The sequence below is a fragment of the Enterococcus asini ATCC 700915 genome (genome assembly GCF_000407365.1).
GTDB classification, from domain to species: Bacteria; Bacillota; Bacilli; order Lactobacillales; family Enterococcaceae; genus Enterococcus_C; species Enterococcus_C asini.
In genome coordinates this window covers 1,236,084-1,260,550 of the sequence record NZ_ASVU01000001.1, presented here as the reverse complement: position 1 = coordinate 1,260,550, position 24,467 = coordinate 1,236,084, and the positions used below count along the sequence as shown (strand labels likewise).

At 48.0% G+C, this 24,467-nt stretch carries 21 protein-coding genes and 1 riboswitch; of the genes, 4 read left to right on the top strand and 17 right to left on the bottom strand.

The annotated features are described in order from the left end of the window. Positions 1-38 precede the first annotated feature (38 nt). The 4 genes from I579_RS06205 to I579_RS06195 form a co-directional block, all read right to left on the bottom strand. Positions 39-899, bottom strand: coding sequence for an ROK family protein (locus I579_RS06205; protein WP_010754459.1), 861 nt, complete (start codon positions 897-899; stop codon positions 39-41). 159 nt (positions 900-1,058) lie between these two features. Further along, positions 1,059-2,087: a 3-deoxy-7-phosphoheptulonate synthase gene (locus tag I579_RS06200; protein WP_010754460.1), complete on the bottom strand. Its 1,029-nt coding sequence runs from the start codon at positions 2,085-2,087 to the stop codon at positions 1,059-1,061. Between the two features lie 527 nt (positions 2,088-2,614). Continuing rightward, complete coding sequence (locus I579_RS12825; protein WP_010754461.1) at positions 2,615-2,791, bottom strand: hypothetical protein; 177 nt, start codon at positions 2,789-2,791, stop codon at positions 2,615-2,617. A 12-nt stretch (positions 2,792-2,803) separates the two neighbouring features. Continuing rightward, a complete protein-coding gene (locus I579_RS06195) occupies positions 2,804-4,039 on the bottom strand; it encodes an MFS transporter (RefSeq protein ID WP_010754462.1) in 1,236 nt (411 codons plus the stop codon). A 241-nt stretch (positions 4,040-4,280) separates the two neighbouring features. Here I579_RS06195 and I579_RS06190 point away from each other — a divergent pair, with 241 nt between their 5' ends. After that, a complete protein-coding gene (locus I579_RS06190; protein ID WP_010754463.1) occupies positions 4,281-4,937 on the top strand; it encodes a Crp/Fnr family transcriptional regulator in 657 nt (218 codons plus the stop codon). Between the two features lie 346 nt (positions 4,938-5,283). On the opposite strand, the gene I579_RS06185 is transcribed toward I579_RS06190, so the two are convergent. From I579_RS06185 to I579_RS06175, 3 genes are read right to left on the bottom strand one after another with little or no spacing between them, the layout of a single operon-like run. Further along, complete coding sequence (locus tag I579_RS06185; protein WP_010754464.1) at positions 5,284-7,722, bottom strand: homocysteine S-methyltransferase family protein; 2,439 nt, start codon at positions 7,720-7,722, stop codon at positions 5,284-5,286. Further along, a complete protein-coding gene (locus I579_RS06180) occupies positions 7,719-8,396 on the bottom strand; it encodes a vitamin B12 dependent-methionine synthase activation domain-containing protein (protein ID WP_010754465.1) in 678 nt (225 codons plus the stop codon). The genes I579_RS06185 and I579_RS06180 overlap by 4 nt, the downstream gene beginning before the upstream one ends. Further along, on the bottom strand, positions 8,393-9,256 hold the full coding sequence (locus tag I579_RS06175; protein ID WP_010754466.1) for a methylenetetrahydrofolate reductase: 864 nt from the start codon (positions 9,254-9,256) through the stop codon (positions 8,393-8,395). The genes I579_RS06180 and I579_RS06175 overlap by 4 nt, the downstream gene beginning before the upstream one ends. Positions 9,257-9,503: 247 nt before the next feature. Here I579_RS06175 and I579_RS06170 point away from each other — a divergent pair, with 247 nt between their 5' ends. Further along, on the top strand, positions 9,504-10,022 hold the full coding sequence (locus tag I579_RS06170) for a hypothetical protein (protein WP_010754467.1): 519 nt from the start codon (positions 9,504-9,506) through the stop codon (positions 10,020-10,022). Between the two features lie 45 nt (positions 10,023-10,067). On the opposite strand, the gene I579_RS06165 is transcribed toward I579_RS06170, so the two are convergent. The 3 genes from I579_RS06165 to I579_RS06155 form a co-directional block, all read right to left on the bottom strand. After that, positions 10,068-11,228, bottom strand: coding sequence for an MFS transporter (locus I579_RS06165; protein WP_256998687.1), 1,161 nt, complete (start codon positions 11,226-11,228; stop codon positions 10,068-10,070). Between the two features lie 92 nt (positions 11,229-11,320). Continuing rightward, positions 11,321-13,066 carry a glycoside hydrolase family 35 protein gene (locus I579_RS06160; RefSeq protein ID WP_010754469.1) on the bottom strand — a complete coding sequence of 582 codons (1,746 nt, stop codon included), beginning with the start codon at positions 13,064-13,066 and terminating at the stop codon, positions 11,321-11,323. A 33-nt stretch (positions 13,067-13,099) separates the two neighbouring features. Continuing rightward, positions 13,100-15,127, bottom strand: coding sequence for a beta-galactosidase (locus I579_RS06155; protein ID WP_371168505.1), 2,028 nt, complete (start codon positions 15,125-15,127; stop codon positions 13,100-13,102). Between the two features lie 144 nt (positions 15,128-15,271). On the opposite strand from I579_RS06155, the gene I579_RS06150 reads away from it, so the two are divergent. After that, positions 15,272-16,084 (top strand): AraC family transcriptional regulator, encoded by an 813-nt coding sequence (locus tag I579_RS06150; protein ID WP_010754471.1) that lies wholly within the window; start codon positions 15,272-15,274, stop codon positions 16,082-16,084. Positions 16,085-16,170: 86 nt separating this feature from the next. Here the strand turns inward: I579_RS06150 and I579_RS06145 are convergent, their stop codons facing one another. The 6 genes from I579_RS06145 to I579_RS06120 form a co-directional block, all read right to left on the bottom strand. Beyond that, positions 16,171-17,472, bottom strand: a complete 1,302-nt coding sequence (locus tag I579_RS06145) for a glycoside hydrolase family 28 protein (RefSeq protein WP_010754472.1) — start codon at positions 17,470-17,472, stop codon at positions 16,171-16,173. Positions 17,473-17,497: 25 nt separating this feature from the next. Continuing rightward, complete coding sequence (locus tag I579_RS06140) at positions 17,498-18,919, bottom strand: MFS transporter (RefSeq protein WP_010754473.1); 1,422 nt, start codon at positions 18,917-18,919, stop codon at positions 17,498-17,500. Positions 18,920-19,213: 294 nt separating this feature from the next. Beyond that, on the bottom strand, positions 19,214-20,164 hold the full coding sequence (locus I579_RS06135; protein ID WP_010754474.1) for a siderophore ABC transporter substrate-binding protein: 951 nt from the start codon (positions 20,162-20,164) through the stop codon (positions 19,214-19,216). Positions 20,165-20,184: 20 nt separating this feature from the next. Then, positions 20,185-20,943 (bottom strand): iron ABC transporter ATP-binding protein, encoded by a 759-nt coding sequence (locus I579_RS06130; RefSeq protein WP_010754475.1) that lies wholly within the window; start codon positions 20,941-20,943, stop codon positions 20,185-20,187. After that, positions 20,940-21,893 (bottom strand): iron chelate uptake ABC transporter family permease subunit FitB, encoded by a 954-nt coding sequence (locus I579_RS06125; protein ID WP_010754476.1) that lies wholly within the window; start codon positions 21,891-21,893, stop codon positions 20,940-20,942. The genes I579_RS06130 and I579_RS06125 overlap by 4 nt, the downstream gene beginning before the upstream one ends. Then, the gene (locus I579_RS06120) at positions 21,890-22,831 is read right to left on the bottom strand and encodes an iron chelate ABC transporter permease FitA (protein ID WP_010754477.1); all 942 of its coding nucleotides are present in this window, start codon (positions 22,829-22,831) and stop codon (positions 21,890-21,892) included. Before I579_RS06120 ends, I579_RS06125 begins: the two co-directional genes overlap by 4 nt. Before the next feature lie 232 nt (positions 22,832-23,063). Here I579_RS06120 and I579_RS12510 point away from each other — a divergent pair, with 232 nt between their 5' ends. After that, positions 23,064-23,585 (top strand): GNAT family N-acetyltransferase, encoded by a 522-nt coding sequence (locus I579_RS12510; RefSeq protein ID WP_010754478.1) that lies wholly within the window; start codon positions 23,064-23,066, stop codon positions 23,583-23,585. Between the two features lie 98 nt (positions 23,586-23,683). Here I579_RS12510 and I579_RS06110 read toward each other — a convergent pair whose 3' ends face one another. Beyond that, entirely contained in the window at positions 23,684-24,088 is a 405-nt protein-coding gene (locus tag I579_RS06110) for a DUF4430 domain-containing protein (RefSeq protein ID WP_010754479.1), read from the bottom strand. Positions 24,089-24,232: 144 nt separating this feature from the next. Beyond that, positions 24,233-24,404, bottom strand: a riboswitch (cobalamin riboswitch). Between the last annotated feature and the right edge of the window lie 63 nt (positions 24,405-24,467).

Genomic DNA, 24,467 nt, shown 5'->3' with positions numbered 1-24,467 from the left:
CCATCAGGAAAGTTGAGCTTTCCTGATGGCTTTTTTTCTTATTTTTGATGCAACAATTCGAAGTTCAGTGCCGCCCCTAGTAGATTGGCATCATTTTGGAATTCACAGGTGGTGACTTTTGGCATGATTTCTGCCACCCCTTCTTCTGCCAATAACTTGTGCAGGCGATTACTCAAAGCCGTTGCCAACTCAGGTCTGGCAGAGATGCCGCCGCCTAAGATGATGGTATCGGGATCGATGGAAACTTGGATGTTGTACAAAGTCAATGCGATTTGATCGTACAGTTCATTGATGATTAAGTCCGCCAATACGTCCCCTTCTTCTTGTAAAGCAAAGAGTTGTTGGCCATCCACGGCTTCCCCTTTGATCTCACTGTAACGTTCCGCCGCCTTCACAGCCGTTCCTTGCTGACTCAAGGTCTTTTCCCCGCGAGGCTTCATCAAACCAAACTCGCCTCCGAATAAATGACTGGCCTTGTAAAGCTTACGATCGATAAAAATCGCCCCACCGACACCGGTTCCGATCACTACGAAGACCGCATTTTCCGCCTGACGTCCAGCACCGATTTGGACTTCTGCAATTCCGGCACAGTTGGCGTCATTTTCCATGGTCACCGGCAAGCCAAAGCTGGCTGCTAATTCATCGAAAATCGGCCGGTGGTGAATATACGGTACCGCACTGATGCCGTCGATCCGCCGTTCGGCTACATTGACCGCTCCCGGGGCACTAAAGGCCACTCCTTCAATTTCTGGGCCAAAGCTTTTCACTACTTTAGTGAGTTCCGCTTGCATTTCTTCGTAGCTTTTAGGCGTGGGGAATTTACTCGTTTGGCGCAACTCACCGTCCCACAACCCGTATTTTACAAAAGAACCCCCAATATCAAAAACCGCTAATTTCATCGATCTTCCTCCTTGAATCAAGCCGGTGTTCCCGGCAAGTTTAAATCGTTTTCACAACTCATCATTCTCATTGTATCATAGGTCTATACATTTTAGGGATAGGAAATAGGACTTGGAACAAAAATGTTCCAAGTCCTATTGTCGCTTACCCGCATTCTTTTATGCCTGTTCATAAATCCAGTTCACTAGTTCTTCCGTCTTTTCCCAGCCTAGACAAGGGTCGGTGATGGATTGGCCGAAGACTTGGCCGTCAGGTTCTTGGCGACCGTCTTCTAAGTAGCTTTCAATCATGAAGCCCCGCACGTATTTGTGCAAGTCTGCATGGTAGGTGCGATTGGTCATGGTTTCTTTCACGATGCGCACTTGTTCCGCCCACTGTTTGCCAGAGTTGTCGTGATTGGTGTCCACCACGATAAAAGGATTTTTGAAAGTCCCGTCTTGGTAAAACTTCAAAACAGCCATTAGGTCTTCGTAATGGTAGTTGGGCACATTTTTCCCGGCATCGTTTAAAGCCCCCCGCAAGACCACGTGGGCCAAGGGATTGGAGCTCGTCTCTACTTCTGCCCCATTGTAGATGAATTCTTGCTTTTGTTGAGCCGCATAAAGCGAATTAAACATCACGGAAAGATTGCCGCTAGTCGGATTTTTCATTCCCGTGGGCTGATCGATCCCGGAAGCCACAAAGCGATGTTGCTGATCCTCCACAGAACGCGCGCCAATGGCCACATAGCTCACCAAGTCTTCCACCAGTTCCAAATTTTCTGGATAGAGCATTTCATCTGCCGTGGTCAAGCCGGTTTCGGTAATCACCCGCTTGTGGAGTTTCCGCACCGCCAGAATCCCCCGGATCAAGTTCGGTCCTTCTTCCATGTTTTGTTGGTGCAACAAGCCTTTGTAGCCATCCCCATTGGTCCGGGGTTTATTGGTATAAATCCGCGGTACCATGAAAATCTTGTCCGCCACTTTTTCCTGTAATTTCGCAAGTCGGTGGGCGTACTCCATGACCGCTTCTTCGTCATGGGCCGAACAAGGACCGATGATCAATAAGATCCGCTGATCAGCCCCCGTGATCACCGCTTCTAATTCCTTATCCCGGGCTGCTTTTTTTGCCGCCACTTCAGGTTCTAGCTTGGTGACGGACTTCACCGTATCCGTGTTGATTTTTTGACTAATTTTGGTAAAACTCATGTTGATTACTCCCTTCCCTTTGCACAGCCTTTGTGCCATTTCCGAAAGCAAGGTATGAAAAAAGCTCCCTCCTCCCCATCGGAAAGGACGAAGCTGGATGCTCGTGTTACCACCTTTTTTTGCGCCTGACTCGCATCAGAACGCCTCAACAAGTACGGATGGACCCTAGTGCCATCGATACCCTGGCCGGTTAACGAAGGCCACCATCCGTCACCGCCTACTTGATTTCCGCGGGAAGCTCAAAGAGGAATTCCACCTAAGACAGCACGCGCCTCTCAACTACCGGCCACTCTCTGTCATTTGTCCTGGGTGTACTAGTTCTTATCACAGCTTTTACTTGTTTGTTTTGTCATATGTTACGCTGTCTCTTGAAAATTGTCAAGATTTTTCTGACTATTTATGAAAGTGTTGAATCCTTCTGCCAAGTCACCCCTTTAGACATGGAAAAAGGCGCCCCCACAAACTTGTGGGAGACGCCTTTTGGCTGGTCATTCCTGTTTGATTGACCCGATTGGCTAAGTAGTTACTTACCCAATAATATTATCATTGCGCACGCTGCGGCTTAGTTGTTGAATGGCCCCTTTTAGCGCCACTTGTTCATCTTCCATTTGGTGCGTGTTGTCTTCAATGTGTTCCAATTTATTGGTGATTTCTTCTAATTTGTGCAACGTTTCTTCCATAATACCAACCATTTTTTCATCCATTTGTTTTTCCTCCTATTCAGCACTTTCACTGGTAATGACGTCTTCTTCGATTTCATAAGGTTTGCCATCGTCTTTTTTATAGAACAAGGCATACACAATGGCACAGGCCACTGGCAAGATGGCAGCTACCAAGTACATTTGTTGGAAGCTGATGTGGTCCCGCAAGATCCCAAAGACATAAGGACCAACCCCAAGGCCTAAGTCCAAGCCGACAAAATAAGTGGAAAGAGCAATCCCAATGCGGTGTGGTTCACAAGTTTTCAAGCAAACCGCTTGGCCGTTTGACATAAAGGTACCATAGCCTAACCCTACCAAAGCTCCGGCGACTAACAAGACCCAACTTGAATGGGTCACACTTAGAACCAACAGGCCAGCAGCCAAGAAGAAGTAGCTTGGATACATGACGTAGTTTTCCCCTTTGTCGTCAAAGATGCGACCGGACAAAGGACGAGTAGCGGTGATGACTAAAGCGTAAACGACAAAGAAGAAGCTGGCAGTGTCTACCAAGTGAATCACTTTGGCGTAAGAAGACAAGAAGGACAAGACGGTGGAGTAAGCCAAGCCCATCCAAAAAGCGATAAAGGTAATGAACAAAGCTTTCTTTTCGATGTAGCTGCTCAAACCTTTTGCCATCAAAGCTTCCCGGTGTTCTTCTGTTAATTCGATATTTCTCACTGGGAAAGCAAAACAAGCAATGGTAATCGCCAAAATCAACGCAATGGAAAAGCCGATAATCACGTAGAAGCTGGTTAAGTTCAATAAAATCATGCCGATAAAGGGCCCAATGGCAGCGGCCAAACTAGTGGAAAGCCCGTAATAGTTAATGCCTTCCCCTTTTTTATTTTCCGGAATATAGGCGGTGACGATGGCGTTTGTCGCCGTGGAAACCGTCCCATAAGCAATCCCATTTAACAGGCGCACGATGTACATCACGGCGATGGTAGGCATCATTAAGTATGCCACGGTAGTCGCCAGGTAAAACAACGCACCGTAACGCAAGACCGCTTTACGACCGTAGATTTCCAATTTTTTCCCCATGATCAGGCGGGCCAAAAGAGTCCCAATAATGTAAATTCCTGATGCCAAACCGGCTTGACTCAACGTAGCATTTAAGCTATCCTGAGCAATCACGGCGATGATGACCATCAGCAAGTAGTAAACCAAGTAGACGATGAAATTAATCACCGTGATGCTGATGAAATTTTTGTTAAACAATTTTGTAGGTGTTTCTGCAGCCTGCGTTTCCATAAAATTCCTCCTGAATATGAATAAGTGCAACCAACAATGACAGTTATCTCATTGACATGTTGACAGTTTAATGAAAACTTTCAGTAAAAAATAGCAAATTTGCTATTCACAAAAGAAAAAAACCTAAAACATTAACATTTGTTATTGCGTTTTGGTTTTTGAGAGGGTTTAATTAGAACAGCATTGTTTTCTGAAAAATTTCAGCCTGGAAAAAGGCGCGATTTACAAGGAGTTAGACCAAATGGATCATCATGTCTTGCAAGAATATCTCACCGCCCATCAATTTCCCGTGGTCAAGAAGACCTACAAAAAATACCTGACCTACGAAGGCATTCAGGACAGTTATGTGTACATATTGAAAAATGGCGTCATCAAAACTAGCGTCATCTCCAAAGACGGCCGCCAGTTCAACCTCCGCTATATTAATCAGCTGGAAATCGTCTCCTTATTAAAAGACGAATACTCTCAGTACATCGACGCTCCCTTTAACATTCGTATCGAGTCCCCCGAAGCAGAGCTGTACCGTATCGACCGGGTGCAATTTTGGAAAGACATCAATCGCAGCATGGACTTGCAGCTGTATGTGAAGGATTACTACCGGGTGCGCCTGTTGCACAATATGAAAAAACTGCAACAAATGTTGATGAACGGCAAATTCGGCGCCGTTTGTAGTCAGCTCTACGAATTTCAAGAACTCTTCGGCGTCCCCACGGAAGAAGGCATCTTGATTGATTTTGTGGTGACCAACGAGGAAATCGCCCGTTTTTGCGGCATCACCACCGCCTCTTCTGTCTCTCGGATGCTCCAACAACTTCGGGAAATGAACGCCATTTGCATCGAAAACCACAAAATCTTGATTCGCGATTTGGAGAAAATCAAGGAAAATATTATTTTTTAACAAAAAAAACAGAACAGTAACGATAATTTAGTCACCGTCCTACGAACCGAACAATACCAAACGTGAGACGCAAGCAAAAGAAGGCTATCTTCCATTAAAGTCATTGGAAGATAGCCTTCTTTTCATTGCTAAAAATCTCAAACGCTGACTAACCTTGATTTCATCAAGCTAAGTCAGCGTAATTTGCTTTTTCTCTTTACACGTATGGTACTGTTCCCTCTTCGGACTAAGACACAAGCATCGCTACAAATGTTCTTCATTCGTATTTTTTATTGTTCGTAGTTAAAGATTTGCTGTTTAAGAATTAAAAACTACTTATATCACAGCCTCATTTCGATTGTCTTCCTTACACCCACTCCGGATGTTGTTCGAAAAATGCTTGGGCGTATTTCACCGACTCTAGAGCGTCTTTGGCGTAGTAATCCGCTCCGACAAACTCCCGATAGTCTTCGTTTAAGACTGCGCCGCCTACGATAAAGGTGCATTCCAGGCCCGCATCTCCCACTGCTTTAATGGTGGCTTTCATATTTTGCACAGTGGTAGTCATTAAGGCAGACAGGCCCACCAACTTGATGTCTTCTTTTTGAATGGTTGCCACGACTCTTTCAATCGGCACATCCTTGCCTAAATCGACCACTTGAAAGCCGTAGTTTTCCATTATCATCTTGACGATATTTTTACCGATGTCGTGGATGTCCCCGGCCACCGTAGCCAAAAGAATGCGGCCTTGGTTGCTGGCAGTTTCTCCTTGAGCTGCAGTGTAATCCTTCAGCACTTCTTGGGCACCTTTCACCGCCTCGGCGCTTTGCATCAGTTGTGGTAAGAACAAGCTGCCGGCCTCGAATTTTTGCCCCACTTCGTCTAAGGCAGGAATAAAAGCCTCGTTGACGATTTCCAAAGGAGTTTTCGCAGCCAATAACTGCCGGGTCAGATTCGGCGTTTCTTCTTTACGTCCTTGTAAAATCAACTGGCGCAATTGCTCCGTCTGAGTTTTAGGCACTGTGTTTGCTGGTGTCTCGCTTCCAGACTCTTTTGCCTTTGACGTTGACCCGGTCCCCGATTGATTTCCCGGGCCAAATTGCCAGTCTTGACTTTTGTCGATGTAAGTTTGAGCGTCTTTATCTTGGTGATTAATCACTCGCAGTGTCGCCACGGTGGCCATCATCTGCTGGCTACCGGGATTTAAAATTGGCGCAGACAAGCCTGCCCCCACGGCCGCCGCTAAAAAGGTACTGTTTAACAAGGGCCGATTGGGTAAACCAAAGGACACATTGCTGACTCCGGCTACGGTTTGCACCCCAAGCTCGGCTTTCACCAATTTCAGCGTGTCCAAAGTCACTTGCACTTGATCCTGTTGGGCCGAGGCGGTCAAAACCAAAGGATCGATTAAGATGTCTTCTTTGGGGATGCCGTAGCTGGCTCCGGTTTCCACAATCCGCCGGGCTACTTGTAAGCGTCCGGCTGCCGTTTTGGGAATCCCCGTCTCATCCAAGGTCAAGCCTAACACCAGCGCCCCATATTTCTTGGCAATCGGGAAAATCGCCTGCATGGTTTCCGGCTTGCCGTTAACGGAATTAATCAAGGGCCGGCCATTGTAAATCCGCGCCCCGGCTTCAATGGCCGCCACCGAAGAAGAGTCGATTTGCAATGGCACGTTGACTACGCTTTGCAAGGCAGGAATCACCTCTTGCATCATGGCCGCCTCATCGATTTCCGGCAAACCCACATTCACATCTAAAATATCCCCACCGTCAGTGACTTGTTGGATGCCTTCTTTTAAGAGATACCCCAAATCCTTTTGGCGAATCGCGGCTTGAAGGCGTTTTTTCCCTGTCGGATTCAGGCGTTCCCCGATTACGGTCAAGCGCTCATCTAGGATCACCGTCTGCACCCCTGAGGTCACGGCGGTTACTTTTTCCGCTACTGGCACGACCGGTTGACGGCTGTCCAAAAGTTCTCGCAAGCCGCTAGTGAAGGCCGGGGTGGTGCCGCAACAGCCCCCTACTACGGTCACCCCTAGATCTAGCATCGGCGCGATGGCTGCCAGATATGCTGCCGGGGTCAGGCGGTAAACCGTCACCCCGTTTTCCATTTCCGGTAAGCCTGCATTGGCCTGGACTACCACCGGGACTTGCGCATAGCGAGTGATCACTTCTACCACGGGCAAAAGCTCTTTTGGCCCTAGGGAACAGTTGACGCCTAGAGCATCCACCCCTAACGCCTGCAAGGTCAAGGTCGCCGTCACCGAGTCACAGCCCACAAAAGTGCGGCCGTCTGCTTGATAAGTCATAGTGACGAAAACCGGCAAGTCGGTGTTTTCCTTAATCGCCAAAATGGCCGCCTTCGCCTCCAAAAGATCACTGACCGTTTCCAAAATCACCAAATCTGCTCCGGCACGCTCCGCTAAGCGAGCCTGCTGGGCAAATAATTTATAGGACTCATCAAAACTCAAGGTGCCCAATGGAGCCAAAAGCGCCCCAATCGGCCCCATATCGTAAGCTACAAAGCGAGCGCCACTGTCTTTGGCTAACTTCACGGCGGCGGTGATGATTTTTGGCAATTCGGCTTCCGGAATTTTGTGCCCATTGGCCTGAAACGTATTGGCGGTGATGATATCGGCCCCGGCTGCCACGTATTGCCGATGAATCTCGGTGACGACTTCCGGATGAGTCAGATTAAAATACTCCGGCTGCATCCCCGCTGCTAGTCCTTTTTCCTGGAGCATGGTGCCCATGGCGCCATCGAACAATAAAAATCCGGTTTGCAATGCTTCTTTCAGCTTCATTTGCTTTCCTCCTTGGACAAGTATGCTTGACACCAGTCCGGTTCTTTGCGGGTAGGTTTCGCTGTGGTCCCAGCAGGAAACAGGCCGACGATCGCCGTCACCGATTTTCGGGGAATCATCAAAAAGTCCTCAGTTACCGTAATGCCCACTGTACGCTCGGCTTGTAAAGTCGCCAAAAACGTCGGCTGAATCGCTAAGGGCAAGTCCCCGTAGCCCGGGGAAAAGCGGCGATTAGCCGTCAATCCCTTTTCCTGTGCCTCCTTGGCAATCCGAGCTTCCGTTAGGTCACAAAGTTTTTCCACGTATTCCGTACAAGCCGCTTCCAAAACCAAAGCGTGGGTCAAATCGGTAATCTCGTAGCGTCGAATAACCTGCTCCACGCCACTACCCAAGGTCAATGCAAACAGTGCCACTGAAGTCGCTCCTTGCAAATGGCGGCTAATGGCGGTGCCACTTAAGACCAAGTCACTACCAACAACTTGGATCCCCGTCCTTGTTTCCGCCAAATCGAAAAACTGATAATGGCTGCGCACTTGGCTGACCTTTTGCACTTCTCCCATGACTTCTGCTACTAGTTCGACTAGCTCCGGGGTTAATTCGTGTTGGCGTTTGTAGCCTAAATAGCGCAAGATTTCCCGCTGTTCTAATGGTACGTCTGGTAAGTCGCTGTTCATAAGCTCCCTCCTCGCAAATAATCAAAAGTTTGCAGGGCGATTTCCGGTCGGTTCATGGTATACAAGTGCACCCCATCCACTCCATGAGCCACCAAATCCCCTAGCTGTTGCCACGCATATTCCAAGCTGGCCTTTTGCAAATCTTGGGGATTGTCCCCGTAGCGATGAATCAATTTTATCAGTTTTGAAGGCAAAGAAGAGCCACACATGAAAATCATCTTCTGCACCTGAGCTTTGGATAAAATCGGCATGATCCCCGCCACCAAAGGCTTGGTGACCCCAGCCTTTCTAGCTTCTTCCACCATACGATAGAAGCAATCGTTATCAAAAAACAACTGGGAGATGAAAAAGTCCGCGCCTGCCTGTTCTTTTTCCAGTAAATGTTGATAGTTTTCCTGATCCTCGGCTTGGCTAATATGCCCTTCTGGATAACAGGCCGCTCCCACACAAAAGTCCGGGTCACGCTTAATCGCCGCCACTAAATCTTTGGCATAGCAAAAATCCTCACGAGGTGCCCCCGTCTCTGGCAAATCCCCTCGTAAGGCCAAGATATTTTTCACATCGGCCGCCTTCATCCCTGCTAAAAGCTCTGATAAGTCCTCCGTACCGTTATTGACACAAGTCAAATGATGCAAAGGCTCAATACCGTAACGTTCTTTAATGGTCGCCGCCAGCTCCAATGTCTGATTGCAGCCCCCACTGCCCCCGGCCCCGTAGGTAATGCTGACAAAATCCGGCGCCAGACTCCCCAAAGCCTGTAACGTGTCGTAAATCGTCTCCAACCCGCTTTCCTTTTTCGGCGGAAAGACCTCCAAAGACATCACGGTTTTATTTTCTTGAAACAGCTCCCTAATTTTCATTCCCCCAACTCCTCCCAAGTTTTTCCTATTTTACCACGTTTTTCAGATTGCCAACACAATTTTCAGAAAATTCCGCCTTCCATCTTACAAAAGGGTGTGCTACAGTAAAGAAAAATTGGGCTAGGTAATGCGCACTGATGGCCAGGAGCCTTGAAAGCTTGCGAAAACAAAGCCCTTCCTTGACCCAATATCCCGGCAGACTTCTTCTAAAACTAGTCTGTTGCTATCAACCTTTGAGGTGATTTCTTTGTCCAAATCCAGTTTAAACGCCCGCCGGATTTCCTATCTGGCTTTACTCAGCGCCGCCTGTGTGGTAGGTCGCCTTTCCTTTACTTTTTTGCCAAATGTTCAGCCAATGACCGCCATTTTGCTCTTTTTGAGTCTCTTCTTAAGTTTACCGGAAGCTCTTTTAGTCATGGCCATTTCCTTAGTCGTCACCAATCTTTTTGTGGGCTTCGACATTTGGACCTTGGGCCAGTTTTTGAGCTATCTGGGCATCCTTTTGGTCTTTTCCACCCTGGCCCGTCTGCCCCTGGTTCATAAACATCTGTGGCTACAAGGCATTTTAGCTGGTGCCATGGGCTTTTTATACGGCTTTCTCTATTCGATTTTCAATTATTTTCTCTATGGTATGAGCGTCTTTTGGCCCTATTGGCTCCAAGGCCTGCCCTTTGATGCCCTCCATGCAGGGGGAAATCTGGTCTTCTATCTGCTGCTTTATCCCGTGTTCCAAACCTTGTTTCATCGCTTTTTTGTGAAACACTAACAAAACCTGCCACTTCCCCAAACGGAAATGGCAGGTTTTTTGCTTTTATTTCACTGGAGGCAAGACTTTGCGCAAACGCTCGGAGGTCACCCAGATCAATAGACCGAAAAAGAGCAAGTACACCGGATACAGGCTAATGGAGACATACTCCACTAAGACCCCAAACAAAGGTGGCAAGAAAGTCGTCCCCACGTAGGCCGCCGCCATTTGTACCCCGATAACTGACTGGGAATGCTCGGCCCCAAAGTGATCCGGGGTGGCGTGGATAATCGCTGGATAAATCGGCGCACAACCAAAGCCGATAATCAAAAGACCAGCTAAGGCCAGTCCATCCGTTTTGACGGGCAACAAAACACAGAGAATTCCGCCTAGTAAAATCACCGTGCCGAACCGAATCAACTGGCGGTCTCCCAAGCGGTCTGCGAAAAACCCACTGAGAAAGCGCCCAAAGGTAATCCCTAAAAAGAAGAAGGAAGCAAAGCGGGCGGCGATTTCCGGGTCTACTTGCCGGGCTTGTACCAAATAAGTACTAGCCCACAAACCAGTAGTGGACTCCAAGGCACAATAAGCCAAGAAGGTTACCAAAACATAGGGAATCCCCCGCAGGCGAAAGATTTCCTGAAAGCGCAAGTGTTTACTAGTAGGCAGTGGCTCTGTTTGCTGACTTTGGCGCCGGGTTTGTTGCATCCGCCACAAGGGCAGACTCAAAAACAATACCGCCGTTAACCCTAACTGCAAGAAGCCCACCGCCCGATAGCCTCCTTGCCAGTTTTGCTGGGTCAAGTAATGCCCCATGATGTAAGGACTAATGGCCGCCCCCACGCCCCAAGAGCAATGAAGCCAGCTCATATGACGGCTAGGATAATGCAAGGCCACGTAGAGATTCAAGGAAGCATCCACGGCCCCGGCGCCTAATCCATAGGGAATTCCCCACAAACACAGCTGCCAAAAGGCCGTACTGAAAGAAAAGCCAAACAAAGCCACCGCCGTCAAAAGCACGCTAAAACCGGTGACTAGCCCCGCCCCAAAGCGCCGGGTCAGACGATCGGATAAAAGGCTAGAGACAATCGTCCCCACAGAAATAATCATGGTCACAAGCCCCGCATAGGACACAGGCACGTCCAGCTGACCTTGCATCACCGGCCAAGCAGAACCCAATAACGAGTCTGGCAAGCCGAGACTGATAAAAGCCAGGTAAATAATCATGAGTAAAAGGGAATACATAAAGAGCTCCTTTGATTAAAAATCGTTGCCTAGTCTAACAGTCGGCTTTGGCAACGATTTCGTTTTCTTTCACTTTACCCTAAATCCGCCTCGGCGTAAAAGCAAATTTCATCGGTAAGCTTGCCATCAGACTCAAAGACGATGACTTCATTGACGCCCTCTTTCAAAACAGGTCCCGGCACATAGAGACGTTTTTGCGGGCCCACTTCCCAGAAACGTCCAAGATTAAAGCCGTTCACGGTGACAAAGCCCTTGCCCCAGCCGGAAAGTTCCACAAAGGTATCCCCGACTTCTTCCACTAAGAGTTCAAAGCGGGTAAAGCTTGGCTGACCCTTTTCGTAGCCTGCGCTAAAGTCCACTTGTTCCAGATTGTCCATAGGCAAGCTGAAGATTTCCCAGTCTGCTTGGAAGGCTTCGTTGACGATTACCCCGTCTTGGATGCCCTTGCGCTGGTGATTCATCTTCACGGAGTAATTCACCCGGCCCATGTTTTCCACCAATAGGCCGAGCTCATTTTCCTCTGCGGTTAAGCTCAAAGGTTGTTTGACGCCGATTTCTTGGTCGTACTGAGTCATGGCTAAGGTTTCATTGACGAAGACATTCACCCGGTCCATGCAAGAAATCAAGCGGAAGTCTTCCACCGGCCGGGCTTTGCCTAATTGGGAACGATAGTACACGTAGCCCGTGGCCTGATTGAGCTCTTCCATGGTCAATGGATACGGCGAGCGGGTCGGCTTAGCCAATTTTTCCAAAGTAGCAAACAAGGAAACCCGTTCTTTGGCTTGTAACGTTCCATAAGCTTTTTTCTTAATCTCTGTGGACAACGGGAACTGAGGCAACTCCGTGTATTCACTGATAACTTCTTGGAAGGCGGTGTACTTTTCCGTGATATCCCCCCACTCTGTCAACAGGGCATCGTAGTCGTAGCTCGTCACGTCCGGGGCTAGTTTTTCATAGTAATTCGCTCCGGAAGTAAAGCCAAAGTTCGTGCCCCCGTGGAACATGTAAATATTGACACTGCCCTCTGCCAAAATGTCCCGTAGCTCTTTTGTAGCAGAGGCCACCGAAGTTGTGTGGTGGGCTTCATCCCCCCAAGCATCAAACCAACCAATCCAAAACTCCATGACCATTAACGGCTTCTTCGTCCCGTGAAAGGCCCGCAAGCGCTGGAACCACTTCTTAATATCGGAACCACAGTTAATCGTCGGCAAAGCGATGTCGGGAATCGAACCATTGTCCAACATGTCGTGCCAGGGGCCATCGGAAGTCACCAAGGGTACCGTCACCCCGTTGTCCCGCATCAGTTGAGCCATTTGCCGCAAGTAGGCCTTGTCATTGCTGTAGCCGCCGTACTCGTTTTCCACCTGCATCAGGATAATCGGTCCCCCACTCTGAATCTGTAAGTCCGTGACTTGCGGCAAAAGTTGGGCGAAGTACCGCTGGATTTTCGCCATAAAGTTTGGATAGGAAAAGCGCAGTTTCATCTTTGGATCTTGCAAGAGCCAATAAGGCAGTCCACCGAATTCCCACTCCGCACAAATGTATGGCGCCGGGCGTAAAATTACATACAGCCCGACTTCTTGGGCGATTTCGATAAAGTGGCGCAAATCCAAGCCTTTTTCAAAATGAAACTGGCCTTCTTGGGGCTCATGGAGATTCCAAGGCACATAAGTCTCCACGGTGTTACAGCCCATAAGGCGCAGTTTTTCCAAGCGGTCTCGCCAATACTCCGGCACCACCCGGAAATAGTGAATCGCGCCACTGATAATTTTAAATGGCTGATCGTCTAAATAAAATTCCTCTTGAATGGTAAAGTCCATGGTCATTCTTCCTTTCTCTTGGGGCTATTGGGCTTATTCTTTCACCAAATAGGTGGTGTACTGTGGCAAATCATGGGCGGCTAAAGTCTTGCCTTGCAACAAATCAGTCTTGCCCACAAAGTAAGCCGGTAGCGGTTGGGCTTCTTCGGTGAAGTTCATAATAAAGTAATAATTCACCCCTTCTTTTTGCCGCCGGGTGATTTCCAACTGCGTCGCCTCGGCAATGACCGGAGACACTTGCGCTTGTGCTGTCGCCCCCGCCAAGACTTTTGCTAAGAGTTTTGGCTCCAACTCCGTACCCACATAATACACGTAGCCTTCACCAAACTGATTCAGGGTGACTGCAGGTGTATCCGCGTAAAAGTTCGTGGTATAGCTAGCCAGACACTCCGCTCCTTCTAAATGCAAGATATCGCATAACAAACGCGCCGATCCGGTAGTGCCATCGGTAAAGCGCACGCCATTTTTTTGTTCCGATGCCAAAGCGTCGATTTCTTCCGCCCAAATGCCACACAGCTCCCGTAACGGTCCCGGGTAGCCTCCCAGATGGACGTTATCCGACTGATCGACAATCCCACTCATAAAGCCGGTGATTAAGATGCCTCCTTGTTTTACAAAAGCTTCCAAGGCTTCAGCCATGCCCTCTTTCACCATGTACAAGACCGGCGCCACCAAGACCTTATAAGAAGAGAAGTCCGCTTCCACGCCTAGTAAATCCACGCTGATATTCTGCTCATAGAAATAACGATAATACTGATGAATCTGATCCACATAGGTCAAGTCCACACTAGGCCCCGAAGTGTATTCCAAAGCCCAGTAGTTGTCCCAGTCAAAAAGCAGACCAACTTCTGAGATACTGCGAGCGTCGATGATTTCTGTTTGTCGGGACAGTTCTTCCCCTAGTTCTGCGGTTTCCCGGAAGACCCGAGTATTTTCCGTGCCCACGTGCTCAATCACCGCTCCATGGAACTTCTCACAAGCCCCAATGCTCCGGCGCAATTGGAAGAATTGAATCGTGTCGGCACCGTGAGCGATGGTTTGATAGCTTTGGGCCCGCATTTGCCCCGGTTTCTTCAAGGAATTGTAAGCCTGCCAGTTTTGTTGCGAAGGGGTTTGTTCCATTAGCATAAAAGGCTGTTGGTCTTTGACTCCTCGCATCAAATCGTGGGTCATGGCTACCTTGCTCCACGGGGTATCGTAGGAAGGATAGTTGTCCCATGAGACGATATCCAACTCCTTGGCCCACTTGAAATAATCCAGCCCTTTATACGTACCCATTAAGTTTGTGGTAATCGGCGTCGCTTGATCAAAAGCTCGGATCGCCGCTTTTTCCAGTTTAAATGTCTCCAAGCGACTGTCGGACATAAAGCGACAGTAATCCAAAGAAATTCCCGCAAAGGCTGTCTTGTGTGCCGTTTCCCCGGTCAAAACATTCAACACCGAAATTCCCTCGGACAAAGCATTGGGCACCACGATTTCATCGAAGTCGTACAAAGTGTGCCCCCAAAATTCCATGTTCCATGCTTTATTCACGGCTTCGATGGTCTGATACTTGTCCTTCACCCACACCCGAAATGCCGCCTCACACTGGTCGCAGTAGCAGTAGTTGCCGTATTCATTGTTCACGTGCCAACAAGTCACATGAGGATTGTCCCCGTAGCGCTCCGCTAATTTTCCCGCCAGACGAGCAGCGTACTTCCGGAAAATCTCGCTGGAAGGGCAGTTATTGTGCCGGGCGCCGAATTTATGCCGCCGTCCCTCATAGTCCACATGGCCCACTTCCGGGTAGCGCTTGTACATCCAAGCCGGCATGGCCGCCGTGGAAGTCGCCAAGACAATGTCGTAGTTTTCCTTAGAAAGCATCTCAATCATCTCATCTAGCTCATCAAAGTAATACTCGTGTTCACTAGGTTGAATCTTCGCCCAAGAAAAGACATTAATCGTCGCCGAATTAATATGGGCCTCCTTGAATATCCGCATATCCTCCGACCAAATCTCCTTTGGCCACTGATTTGGATTGTAGTCCCCACCGTACAAAATTCGTTGAAACATCGCCGCCACTCCTTTACGTGATTGAAAACCGCCTGAGACATCTGGCCTCTTAGCCGGTCCTTCGTTGTCCCCCTATTGTAAAGGCTCTCACACTTTGATAGTATAAAGTCCCAAACCAAAAAATAGCAGAAATCGAAACAAGAGGTGTGACAAATGCCCATCTATTTTCAACCTATTAGCGAAAATCTACCTTTCTCACTGGAATCCATCGGCAATCATTGGCTCCAAGACAGCGTCTCCCGCAAGCTGGGGTACGCCCACTACCACTGGCTCCAAACTGAAAGCGGTCAAGGACAAATCCAGCTGGCGGGGCAACTCATCCCCTTGGCGCCTGGGGAGGGAGTGCTCTTGCCTCCATTTACCCCCCACGCCTACTTTCCTGATACCGGTACTGGCGAAACTTGGCGCACCCGTTTCGTGACTTTAAACGGCTTATTAGCCGACCAATTTCCCAAAATCCTCGGCACCAATCAGCCGATTTTCGCCAAGGACAACCCGGAATTTTCTTACTCTTTCTGGATCGACCAAATCGTCAACCTGCTGGAGAACCGTACCCTAGACACCGCTCAAACCTCAGGAGCCTGCTACCAACTATTGATGTACCTTTCCAAAGGCTACGAAAATCAGCTGGCCACAAGCCACCCTTTGTTTCAACAGTACATCTCACCCACAATCACAAAAATCGAAACAGCCTATGCCGAAGACCTTACCGTGGAACGCCTAGCCGCCGAAGTCTTCATCACGCCCCAATACCTGACCCGCCTCTTTCGGCGCTTCACCGGCAAAACCACCCAGCAATACCTCCTAGACACCCGCCTCAACAAAGCAAAAGCGTTCCTGATGTATCATCAGGAACGCTCGGTAGAAACCATCGCCAGCCAAGTCGGCTTCAGCTCGGTCAGTCGCTTTGTGCAAGTATTTAAAGAGAAGAATGGGGTTACGCCGGGGCGGTTTAGGCGGGGGTGAGACGCCACGTAGTATTGATATTCACCACACAAAGAAACCGCCCGGGACTCCCTCCCAGGCGGTTTCTTTTATCTATTCCTTACTCCCTACCGATTATCAAAGGAATCATTCTCCCCCTGATTCCCTTGGGCTACGGAGACGGTGACTTGATCAAAGACCAAGCCGGTCACCGCTTCGATGCGGCCAAATTCTTTGGCGGTTAGTTGGCAGTTGCGGAAAGTCACATCTGTCATGGGATTTTCTGGAAAAGCCACTAAATCAAAAGCACGGGCTGGTAACGTGTAGTCTGGACTCAATGTCGCAACCACGTTTTCTACCACCACATCTTTAACCAAGGTCATTTGCTCTGACTCAGGGATTTCTGCAGCCACGGCTTGCCAAGCTTTCGGCATATCGGCGAGGCCGGTTAAGTCTTTGCGATTGTAAGCATTGTGCCAGTCCATGATCCAAGAAAAAGGAAATTGAACGTTTTTCATGGTCAAATGGTTCACATGAATGTCTTCAATGACTCCCCCTCGTTCTTTGGAGGACTTCATGCGTAGGCCACAGTCGGAGTTTTCAAAGACATTGTCATGGATGCGGACGTTGCGAACACTGCCGGCGACTTCACTGCCGATGGTGATACCGTAGCCGGAGTACACGTGGCAGTGGTCGACTTCGATGTCTTCACTAGGCAAATTCACCCGACGTCCATCCCCGTCTCGGCCAGATTTTACGGCGATACAGTCGTCGCCACAGGCTAAGTGACATTCGGTTACCCGTACGTGGCGGGAGGAATCGATGTCGATACCATCTGTGCTGGGCCCATGGTTATCGTGAATCTTGATGCCTTTGACCAAGACGTTTTCACAATAAGTCAGCTGTAAGTTCCAAAAACCGGAACGTTGCAACGTGATATCCGCTATGTGCAGGTCTTTTGACCCTTGAAAGAGGAGGGCCCGGGGACGCTTAATGGCGTAATCAGCAATCCAGCGCAAGCCTTGGGCGTCGAATTCAGCCCGCTTGCCGCCGGTTTGATCTTGGCCCCAGTACAAGGCCCACCACAACGGCCCTTGACCGTCGATGATGCCTTTACCGGTGATGGAGACATCCGTAATCGCCAAGCCGTTTAAAATGGCAGCGGGCCAGTCCATTTCCACACCGGCCACCCGAGCGAAAACCTCGGGATAATCTTGGATGTCCGGGGAACCTAGCAAGGTCGCCCCTTCTTCAAAATGCAGTTGGCTGTGGTTGCGTAAAAACAGTGAACCTACCAGATACACGCCTTTTGGCACGTAGACGACTTGGCCTTTTTCCGCGCCTTGGTCGATGGCGGTCTGGATAGCGACGGTGGCTAATGTGGCCCCCGTGGAATCCGCCCCAAAGGCTTGAACATTGAGTTGCTCCATCAGTCTCCTCCTATGTGATAAAAAATTAGTTACCTTCGTTGATTTTCTTCAATTCTTCACCCATTTTAATGGTTTTGCTCTTGGTCAATGGGTAGCCGATTAACAAGGTTACTGCGGCAATGACCAAGCAGACTACTGGTACTAAATTGGCCATAGCATAGATACGATCGCGTACCACAGCGGTTTGGATCACACCGCCAGCAGCGGATTCGTGGTAGCCAATCAATTGTAACATGAAACCGCCTACTGCGCCGGCCAATGCTTGACCTACTTTACGAGCAAAGGAATTCACGCCGTAAACCGTACCGTCTTCCCGGTCACCGGTTACATATTGGTGGTAGTCGATTACGTCGGTAATGAAAGACCACACCATCAAGTTGAATAAACCAGCGCCTAATGTAGCGATAAACAAGACAACCAAGTAAATCCAAGGACTCGTAATGTGCATGAAGTACATAATCAAATACATCACAGCGGAGAACAACAAAGCGCAAACGCTGGCTTCTTTTTTCCCGAAGCGTTCAGTTAAACGTTTTGCAAAGGGTGCCAAGACGATGACTGTCCCGTAGTTGAACAACAAAGCCACGGACATTGCTTTTTCATTTTGGAAGTAATCATTAAACAAGTACGTCAAGTTGGTGCCGGCCAAGATTTGGTTGATAACGATGAACAAGTCCACGATAACCAAAACGACCAATGCCCGGTTTTTGCTGAGACCTTGTAGCAATTGTTTAGTAGAAGCTTCTTCTTTCTTTTCTACCCGTACCCGTTCAGTAGTCAATTTGCAAGTCAAGATGTACGCGATAAAAGCAATCGCTGCACAACCGATAGCAATCCAGAAGAAGTGCATCCCAGAGATTACCCGGTCGCCATTGTCCAAAGTGGTGTACATCAAGATTGGAATCAAGAACCCAGTAGTGGAACCCCCGATAGCAGAACCCACGCTACGGTAAGTAGACAAGGACACCCGATCACTTGGATCAGAGCTGATTGCAGAAGCCATGGAACCATAAGGAATGTTGATGGTGGATAAGAAAATCCCATAGACGATGTAAGAAACGAAGATGTAGACGATCTTCAATGTATCTGGGAAGTTTTGCACAAAGGGCAAGAATAAAACGACACAAGCCAAGGTGAATGGATATTTCATCCGGCGAATCCACGGGCTAAAACGGCCTTCTTTGGTCAATGGCGATAAATCGCTTAACCGACCGACTGTCACGTCAGCAACCGCATCCACAATTCGGGAAATTAAAAAGAGTACGCCGACGATTCCTCCGGCAATTCCCAAAACATTGGTGTAATAAATCATTAAGAAACTATTCACAAGCCCGAGTATAAAACAATTCCCCAGGTCCCCAAACATATAGCCGATTTTGTCCTTCATACCAAATGCTGGGACTGAACTAGCGGCTACTTCTTTGTTTTTGTCTTCCACGTGTAACATAGTGTTTCCCTCCTAATAATTGAAACAGAATAATTGCAATCGTTTACATGAAACGGTTATCACGTTGGTAATCTTACACTCAGGAAAGCGATTTTCCTAGCCACTATCTTGGCGTTTACTTTCACTATTTTGGTGTGGATGGAATATTTTTCCTAAGAAAATAGAGCCTGAAAATTCTCTGCCATTTTTCAGATGATAACGGCTTGGTTTTCACCGTTACACCTAGAAAAGCATGAGAAATTTCAGACTCTAACTTGATAAACTTATGAGAAAGATTTTAGCGTTTTCACGCTATTACTCCAGTGCTTTTTGCACATCTTCTAGCATGGTTTGGGTAGATTCGAGTCCCCCACCGCTCAAGTACCAGACATCTGGTTGCAAAGTAATCACCTTGCCATTTTTCCCGGCGTTGGTTTCTTTCACCAGTTCATTGTCTGCCACGTTGTTGTTCGTATCATCCCCACCAATGGCTTGGGTGCGGTCGATTACGAAGAGCACATCGGGATTTTTTTCCAAGACGTATTCATAGGAAACACTTTGCCCGTGTGTCGAAGCTTCGATTTGATCATCTGCTTGAGCAAAGCCAAAGGTGTCGTGGATGATGCCAAAGCGTGAACCGGCACCGTATGCGGAAAGTTGTCCTTCATTGACGAGGACGACTAACGCTTTCCCTGCTTTGGCTGCACCGGTTTTCAGTTCTGCGATTTCATCTTCTAAGTCAGCGATTTGCGTTTTGGCTTCCTCTTCTTTTTGGAAGATTTTTGCCAAAGTAGTGATATTTTCTTTCGTGGAGTTCCAAGGGTCGCTGCCATCTACGGCTAGATACAAAGTCGGTGCAATGGCGCTCAAGTCTTCCTTAAAGTCACTTTGGCGCCCTGAGATGATGATCAAGTCCGGTTGCAGTTGATTGATTTTTTCCAAGTCTGGTTCTTTGATGCCCCCAGCATTTTCCACATCGCTGTAAGTAGCTAGGTATTCTGGCAAGTTTTCCGTTGGGGCACCGATCACCGCATCCCCGACGCCTAAAGCATCCATGGTGTCCAGTGAGCCATTGTCAAAGACCACGACCTTTTCAGGATTTGTAGGGACTTTGACTTCAGCACCGTCGCTATCTTTGACCATGATACTGGCAGCACGACTGTTACTGGTGGTTTCACTATTACTGCTAGCTGTCTTTTGATTACTGCCACAGCCTGCCAAGGTGACTGCCACTAGGGCCAACAGGGTATACACTACTTTTTTCATAAACTTCCTCCTAAGTTTTTTTAACGGAAATACATACAAAATCGTTTTCCTTCGATTTCGCAAATCTTGATTTCCATATTATATAAACGATTCAACACCGAGCTTTGGATAATTTCTTCCGTGGGGCCTTGGGCAAAGAGCTTGCCGTCTTTCATGGCCACCACTTCGTCTGCGTAACTGGCGGCGAAATTAATATCGTGTAAGACGATCAAGACCGTCTTGCCGTAATCATCCACCAGACTGCGCAAAGTTTGCATCATTTGGACTGCGTAATTCATATCTAAATTGTTCAAAGGTTCATCTAAGAGGATATAATCCGTGTCTTGAGCCAAAATCATGGCGATATACGCCCGTTGCAGCTGGCCCCCGGATAAGGTATTGATCGGCTGTTCTGCCAAATCCATCAGCCCGAGAGCCAAGAGTGCCTCTTTGACTTTTAGCCGGTCTTTTTTCGTCAGGCGCCCCTTTGAATAGGGGAAACGGCCGAAGTTGACTAACTCTTCCACCGTAATATTCAAGGAAACGCCATTGGATTGCTTTAAAATCGACAGCTTTTGCGCTAGTTCATTGGACTTCCACGTCTTGACCTCACTGCCATCCAGATAGATTTCCCCTCGATCTTTTTCAATCAAGCGGCTGGCGATGGAAAGTAACGTACTCTTGCCGGCGCCATTTGGTCCGATAAAAGCCGTCAGCTTCTCGGTGGCAATGTGTAAGTCAATGTCTTGCACCACCTGTTTTTTGCCGTAACTTTTGCTTATTTCTTTCATTTCCATCATGCTTGTTTGCCCCTTTCTTGAATGATTTTTGCTACAAAATAAATACCGCCGACAAATTCGATTACCACACTGAGCGTGGTGTTTAAAGAAAAGACTTGTTCCACTAAAAACTGACCGCCCACTAAAGCGACCAAGGCCAAGAGTGCCCCACCGCTAAAAAGTATTCGATGTTCGTAAGTGGCAAAGAGTTGGTAGCTGACATTGACCACGATAAAGCCTAAAAAGGTCACCGGGCCCACTAGTGCTGTGGAAATCGCCACTAACATACTGACGATAATCAGTAGCACAAGCTGGAAGTGATCCACTTGAATGCCTAGATTAATCGCTTGGTCCCGACCTAGATGCAAAACATCCAATTTCGGCGCCCAGTACCACAATAAGCTGATTAAAACTAGACCCAACACTGCAGCAATGCCTAAAAACTGGCTGTCCACATTGCCGAAGCTAGCGAAGAGTTTGCCTTGGAGCAAGTCGTATTCATTGGGATCCATGATGACCTGCAAAAAAGTGCTAATACTACTAAAAAAGGTGCCGAGAATCATCCCCACCATTAATAACAAAAACAGGTTGCGATTTTTCAGTAAGGCTTTGGCTAGTAGCGTACTCAGCAAAGTGACCAAAAAGATATTCCCGAGAAATTGTGCCAGACTTTGCTGACTGAGCATTTGGGCCCCGCCGAAGACAAAAAAGGAAACGGTTTGAATCAAAACGTACAGCGAGTCTAGGCCCAGAATATTCGGCGTCAAAAAGTGATTTTCCGTCACCGTTTGAAAGCTAATCGTAGCAAAGCTGGTCAAGATACCCACCAAGGCTAAAGCCGCTAGCTTCTTGCCCCGGAGCTTCAAAGCAAAATCCCAATTGCCATAGGTGCGGTAAGTGAGAAATAACAGGATTGCCCCCACTGCTAGCACCCCTAAAAGGACAAAAGCCCCCCATATTTTTCGTTTCATGCCGCCTGCCTCCTAACCAAAAGAAAAATGAAGAGCAGACTGCCGATCACCCCGACGATGACACTTACGGGAATTTCGTAAGGGGGAATCACGATCCGAGCGATAATATCACAGACAATCAAAAAGACGCTGCCTAGCCAAGCGGTTAAGCCCAATGTGTTTTTCATCTGATCTCCATAACGCAAGGAAACCAAGTTCGGGACGATGACTCCGAGAAAAGGTACCGTGCCCACCATAATTAGCACCAAACTACTGGCCAAAGCCACTAGGCCTAACCCCAGAAACTGCACCCGGCGAAAGTTCAAGCCGAGGTTTTGGGCCACGTCTTCTCCCATGCCTGCCACGGTAAAGTGATAGGCGAAATAATAAATAATGACTAACAAAGGAATTGCTAGATACAACAGTTCATAGCTCCCCCGCATGACGGTGGCAAAATTGCCCTGTAACCAAGAGGACATATTTTGCACCAATTGCAGTTGATAGGCAAAAAAGGTCGCAATGGAACCGATGATGTTGCCAAACATAACCCCGATTAAGGGCACCATGACTTGGTTTTTTCCGGGAAGAAAGCGGGTCAGCTGCAAAAATAAAAGGGTCCCACCAAAAGCAAAGAGAAAAGCCACGGTCGAGCGTAGTAATAAAGGCGCATTGGGCAAGAAAATCATCACCACGAGAATGCCTAAACGGGCACTGTCCATGGTTCCTGCCGTAGTTGGGGATACAAATTTATTTTGGGTCAGCTGCTGCATCACCAAACCACACACGCTTAAGGTGCTCCCGGCTACTAACAGACTCACGGTGCGGGGCAAGCGGGTCGCCCAGAAGATCAATTGCTGTTCCCCTTGAAAAAAGACCCGCCAATCCAAATCCTTAACCCCGATAAATAACGAAAGCATCACGACAACGAATAGAATCAGCCCTCGTAGAAATTTTTTCATGGCGGTCCTCCTTTCTAAATGAGAATGATTATCAGTCTCGTTTCTTTAGTTTAGGCAAATTCCTTGCAAAAAGCAATATTTTTTTGTAAGATACTCTGATTTTTCGTGAAAAAGCGGCGTTTTTCATAAGCTTATTTCGCAAAAGTAGCCTCTAAAAAAGCCCCCAGTAATTTCTGAGGCTTAAAGCGGTTAATCTTGGTATGATAAGAGAAAACGCTGAAAGGAGTCCCAGATGAAGAAAACTTCGGCCTACCACTTTGAAAAAATTACTCCCCACAATCAGAAAGCTGCCTTAGAGGTCTACCACCAAAACCTGGATTATTTTGCTTTAACCGCTGAAATTCCTAGTCTTGCCAGTGTGGCTCAAGATCGAGCCGCCTGTCCCCCACAGCTTGACCCGGAGCAAAAGCATTTTTTCTTAGTCACGTTCGAAAACCGTCCTATGGCGGTCGTGGATCTTTTAACTGGCTACCCGGAAGATGCTAGTGGTTACTTAGGACTCTTGTTAATCGCTGAGCACCGGCAAGGTCACGGTCAAAAGATTCTAGCTCAATTGGAAGACTGGCTGCGAGATCAAGGCTTTCAGCGCCTAGAGCTAGGCGTTTTGGAGCACAATACCCCGGCTTTGGCCTTTTGGACGGCGCAAGGCTTTCACCCCTGCGGTAAAAGCAGTGTTTTGCTTAATCAGCAGTCCTATACCGTTATTAAATTTGCGAAAACCTTAGCACATAAAAAAGCAACGTCGCTTCCATGAATTCATAGAAGCGACGTTGCTTTTTATTTTAGGCCAGTTGTGCGTATCAAAGGTTGCCCTACGCACTTACCACTTGTTTCTCAATTACGTTTAACTGCTTAGAAGCCAGCCAGATTGAAGATGATTTTATCCCCATCGGCCACGGTGACATCTTTGGCCCCCACATTGACTTGTTCGTCGTTAATCGTGAAGGTCCAATATTTATTGGCCGCTTTGTCTTGTTCCTTGCCGTCGATACTGGTGATAAAGCCATTGTCATCTTTGATATCGAAGTTTTCACTCATGGCATCAAACAAGCTGGTATCCTTGGCCAAAGCGACCTCTTGTTTGTCACTTTCTTTGCCATCTTCCTGGATGATCACCGTGGCTTTGACTGCCGCCGTAGTGGAAGCCGTAGTCGAAGAAGAGGAGGCTGTCGTGTCCGCCTTTTGGCCACAAGCGCCTAATCCCACTACCACTAAGAACGCCAGCACAAAGACCATCAATCGTTTTGCTTTTTTCATCATAATTCCTCTTTTCTTTTTTTCACACAAAAAAGGCACCCTGGTTTTACAGAGTGCCTCCAGCAGCCATGTTTAAAAAGACGCCTACCATTCGTAGGAGTAGTTAAACAATGGTTGCTGGACAGCTCCCCCTGTTATCATGCCCAGTGCCAAAAATCAGCGGTATCCTGACTTCACTTCCTCCTACTTGCTCCTCTTCCCAAGCTTATACCCAGTGAGTGGTGAGCGTTCGTCCGTGTTACAGTAGAAAGGGACTGTCGAGGAGTTGCACCTCGTTCCCGCTGACTTTTGTGCCATTATTGAATTTTCTTCATTGTAGCATACCCTTTAAAGTAGTGCGCCCTGATTATAAACTTACGCCTAGAAACAAACAGCTAGT

Coding starts and splice junctions, on each gene's coding strand:
- I579_RS06205 (WP_010754459.1), bottom strand. CDS start 899: ATGAAATTAGCGGTTTTTGATATTGGGGGTTCTTTTGTAAAATACGGG.
- I579_RS06200 (WP_010754460.1), bottom strand. CDS start 2,087: ATGAGTTTTACCAAAATTAGTCAAAAAATCAACACGGATACGGTGAAG.
- I579_RS12825 (WP_010754461.1), bottom strand. CDS start 2,791: ATGGATGAAAAAATGGTTGGTATTATGGAAGAAACGTTGCACAAATTA.
- I579_RS06195 (WP_010754462.1), bottom strand. CDS start 4,039: ATGGAAACGCAGGCTGCAGAAACACCTACAAAATTGTTTAACAAAAAT.
- I579_RS06190 (WP_010754463.1), top strand. CDS start 4,281: ATGGATCATCATGTCTTGCAAGAATATCTCACCGCCCATCAATTTCCC.
- I579_RS06185 (WP_010754464.1), bottom strand. CDS start 7,722: ATGAAGCTGAAAGAAGCATTGCAAACCGGATTTTTATTGTTCGATGGC.
- I579_RS06180 (WP_010754465.1), bottom strand. CDS start 8,396: ATGAACAGCGACTTACCAGACGTACCATTAGAACAGCGGGAAATCTTG.
- I579_RS06175 (WP_010754466.1), bottom strand. CDS start 9,256: ATGAAAATTAGGGAGCTGTTTCAAGAAAATAAAACCGTGATGTCTTTG.
- I579_RS06165 (WP_256998687.1), bottom strand. CDS start 11,228: ATGATTATTTACCTGGCTTTTATCAGTCTCGGCTTGCCAGACTCGTTA.
- I579_RS06160 (WP_010754469.1), bottom strand. CDS start 13,066: ATGGACTTTACCATTCAAGAGGAATTTTATTTAGACGATCAGCCATTT.
- I579_RS06150 (WP_010754471.1), top strand. CDS start 15,272: ATGCCCATCTATTTTCAACCTATTAGCGAAAATCTACCTTTCTCACTG.
- I579_RS06145 (WP_010754472.1), bottom strand. CDS start 17,472: ATGGAGCAACTCAATGTTCAAGCCTTTGGGGCGGATTCCACGGGGGCC.
- I579_RS06140 (WP_010754473.1), bottom strand. CDS start 18,919: ATGTTACACGTGGAAGACAAAAACAAAGAAGTAGCCGCTAGTTCAGTC.
- I579_RS06135 (WP_010754474.1), bottom strand. CDS start 20,164: ATGAAAAAAGTAGTGTATACCCTGTTGGCCCTAGTGGCAGTCACCTTG.
- I579_RS06130 (WP_010754475.1), bottom strand. CDS start 20,943: ATGATGGAAATGAAAGAAATAAGCAAAAGTTACGGCAAAAAACAGGTG.
- I579_RS06125 (WP_010754476.1), bottom strand. CDS start 21,893: ATGAAACGAAAAATATGGGGGGCTTTTGTCCTTTTAGGGGTGCTAGCA.
- I579_RS06120 (WP_010754477.1), bottom strand. CDS start 22,831: ATGAAAAAATTTCTACGAGGGCTGATTCTATTCGTTGTCGTGATGCTT.
- I579_RS12510 (WP_010754478.1), top strand. CDS start 23,064: ATGAAGAAAACTTCGGCCTACCACTTTGAAAAAATTACTCCCCACAAT.
- I579_RS06110 (WP_010754479.1), bottom strand. CDS start 24,088: ATGAAAAAAGCAAAACGATTGATGGTCTTTGTGCTGGCGTTCTTAGTG.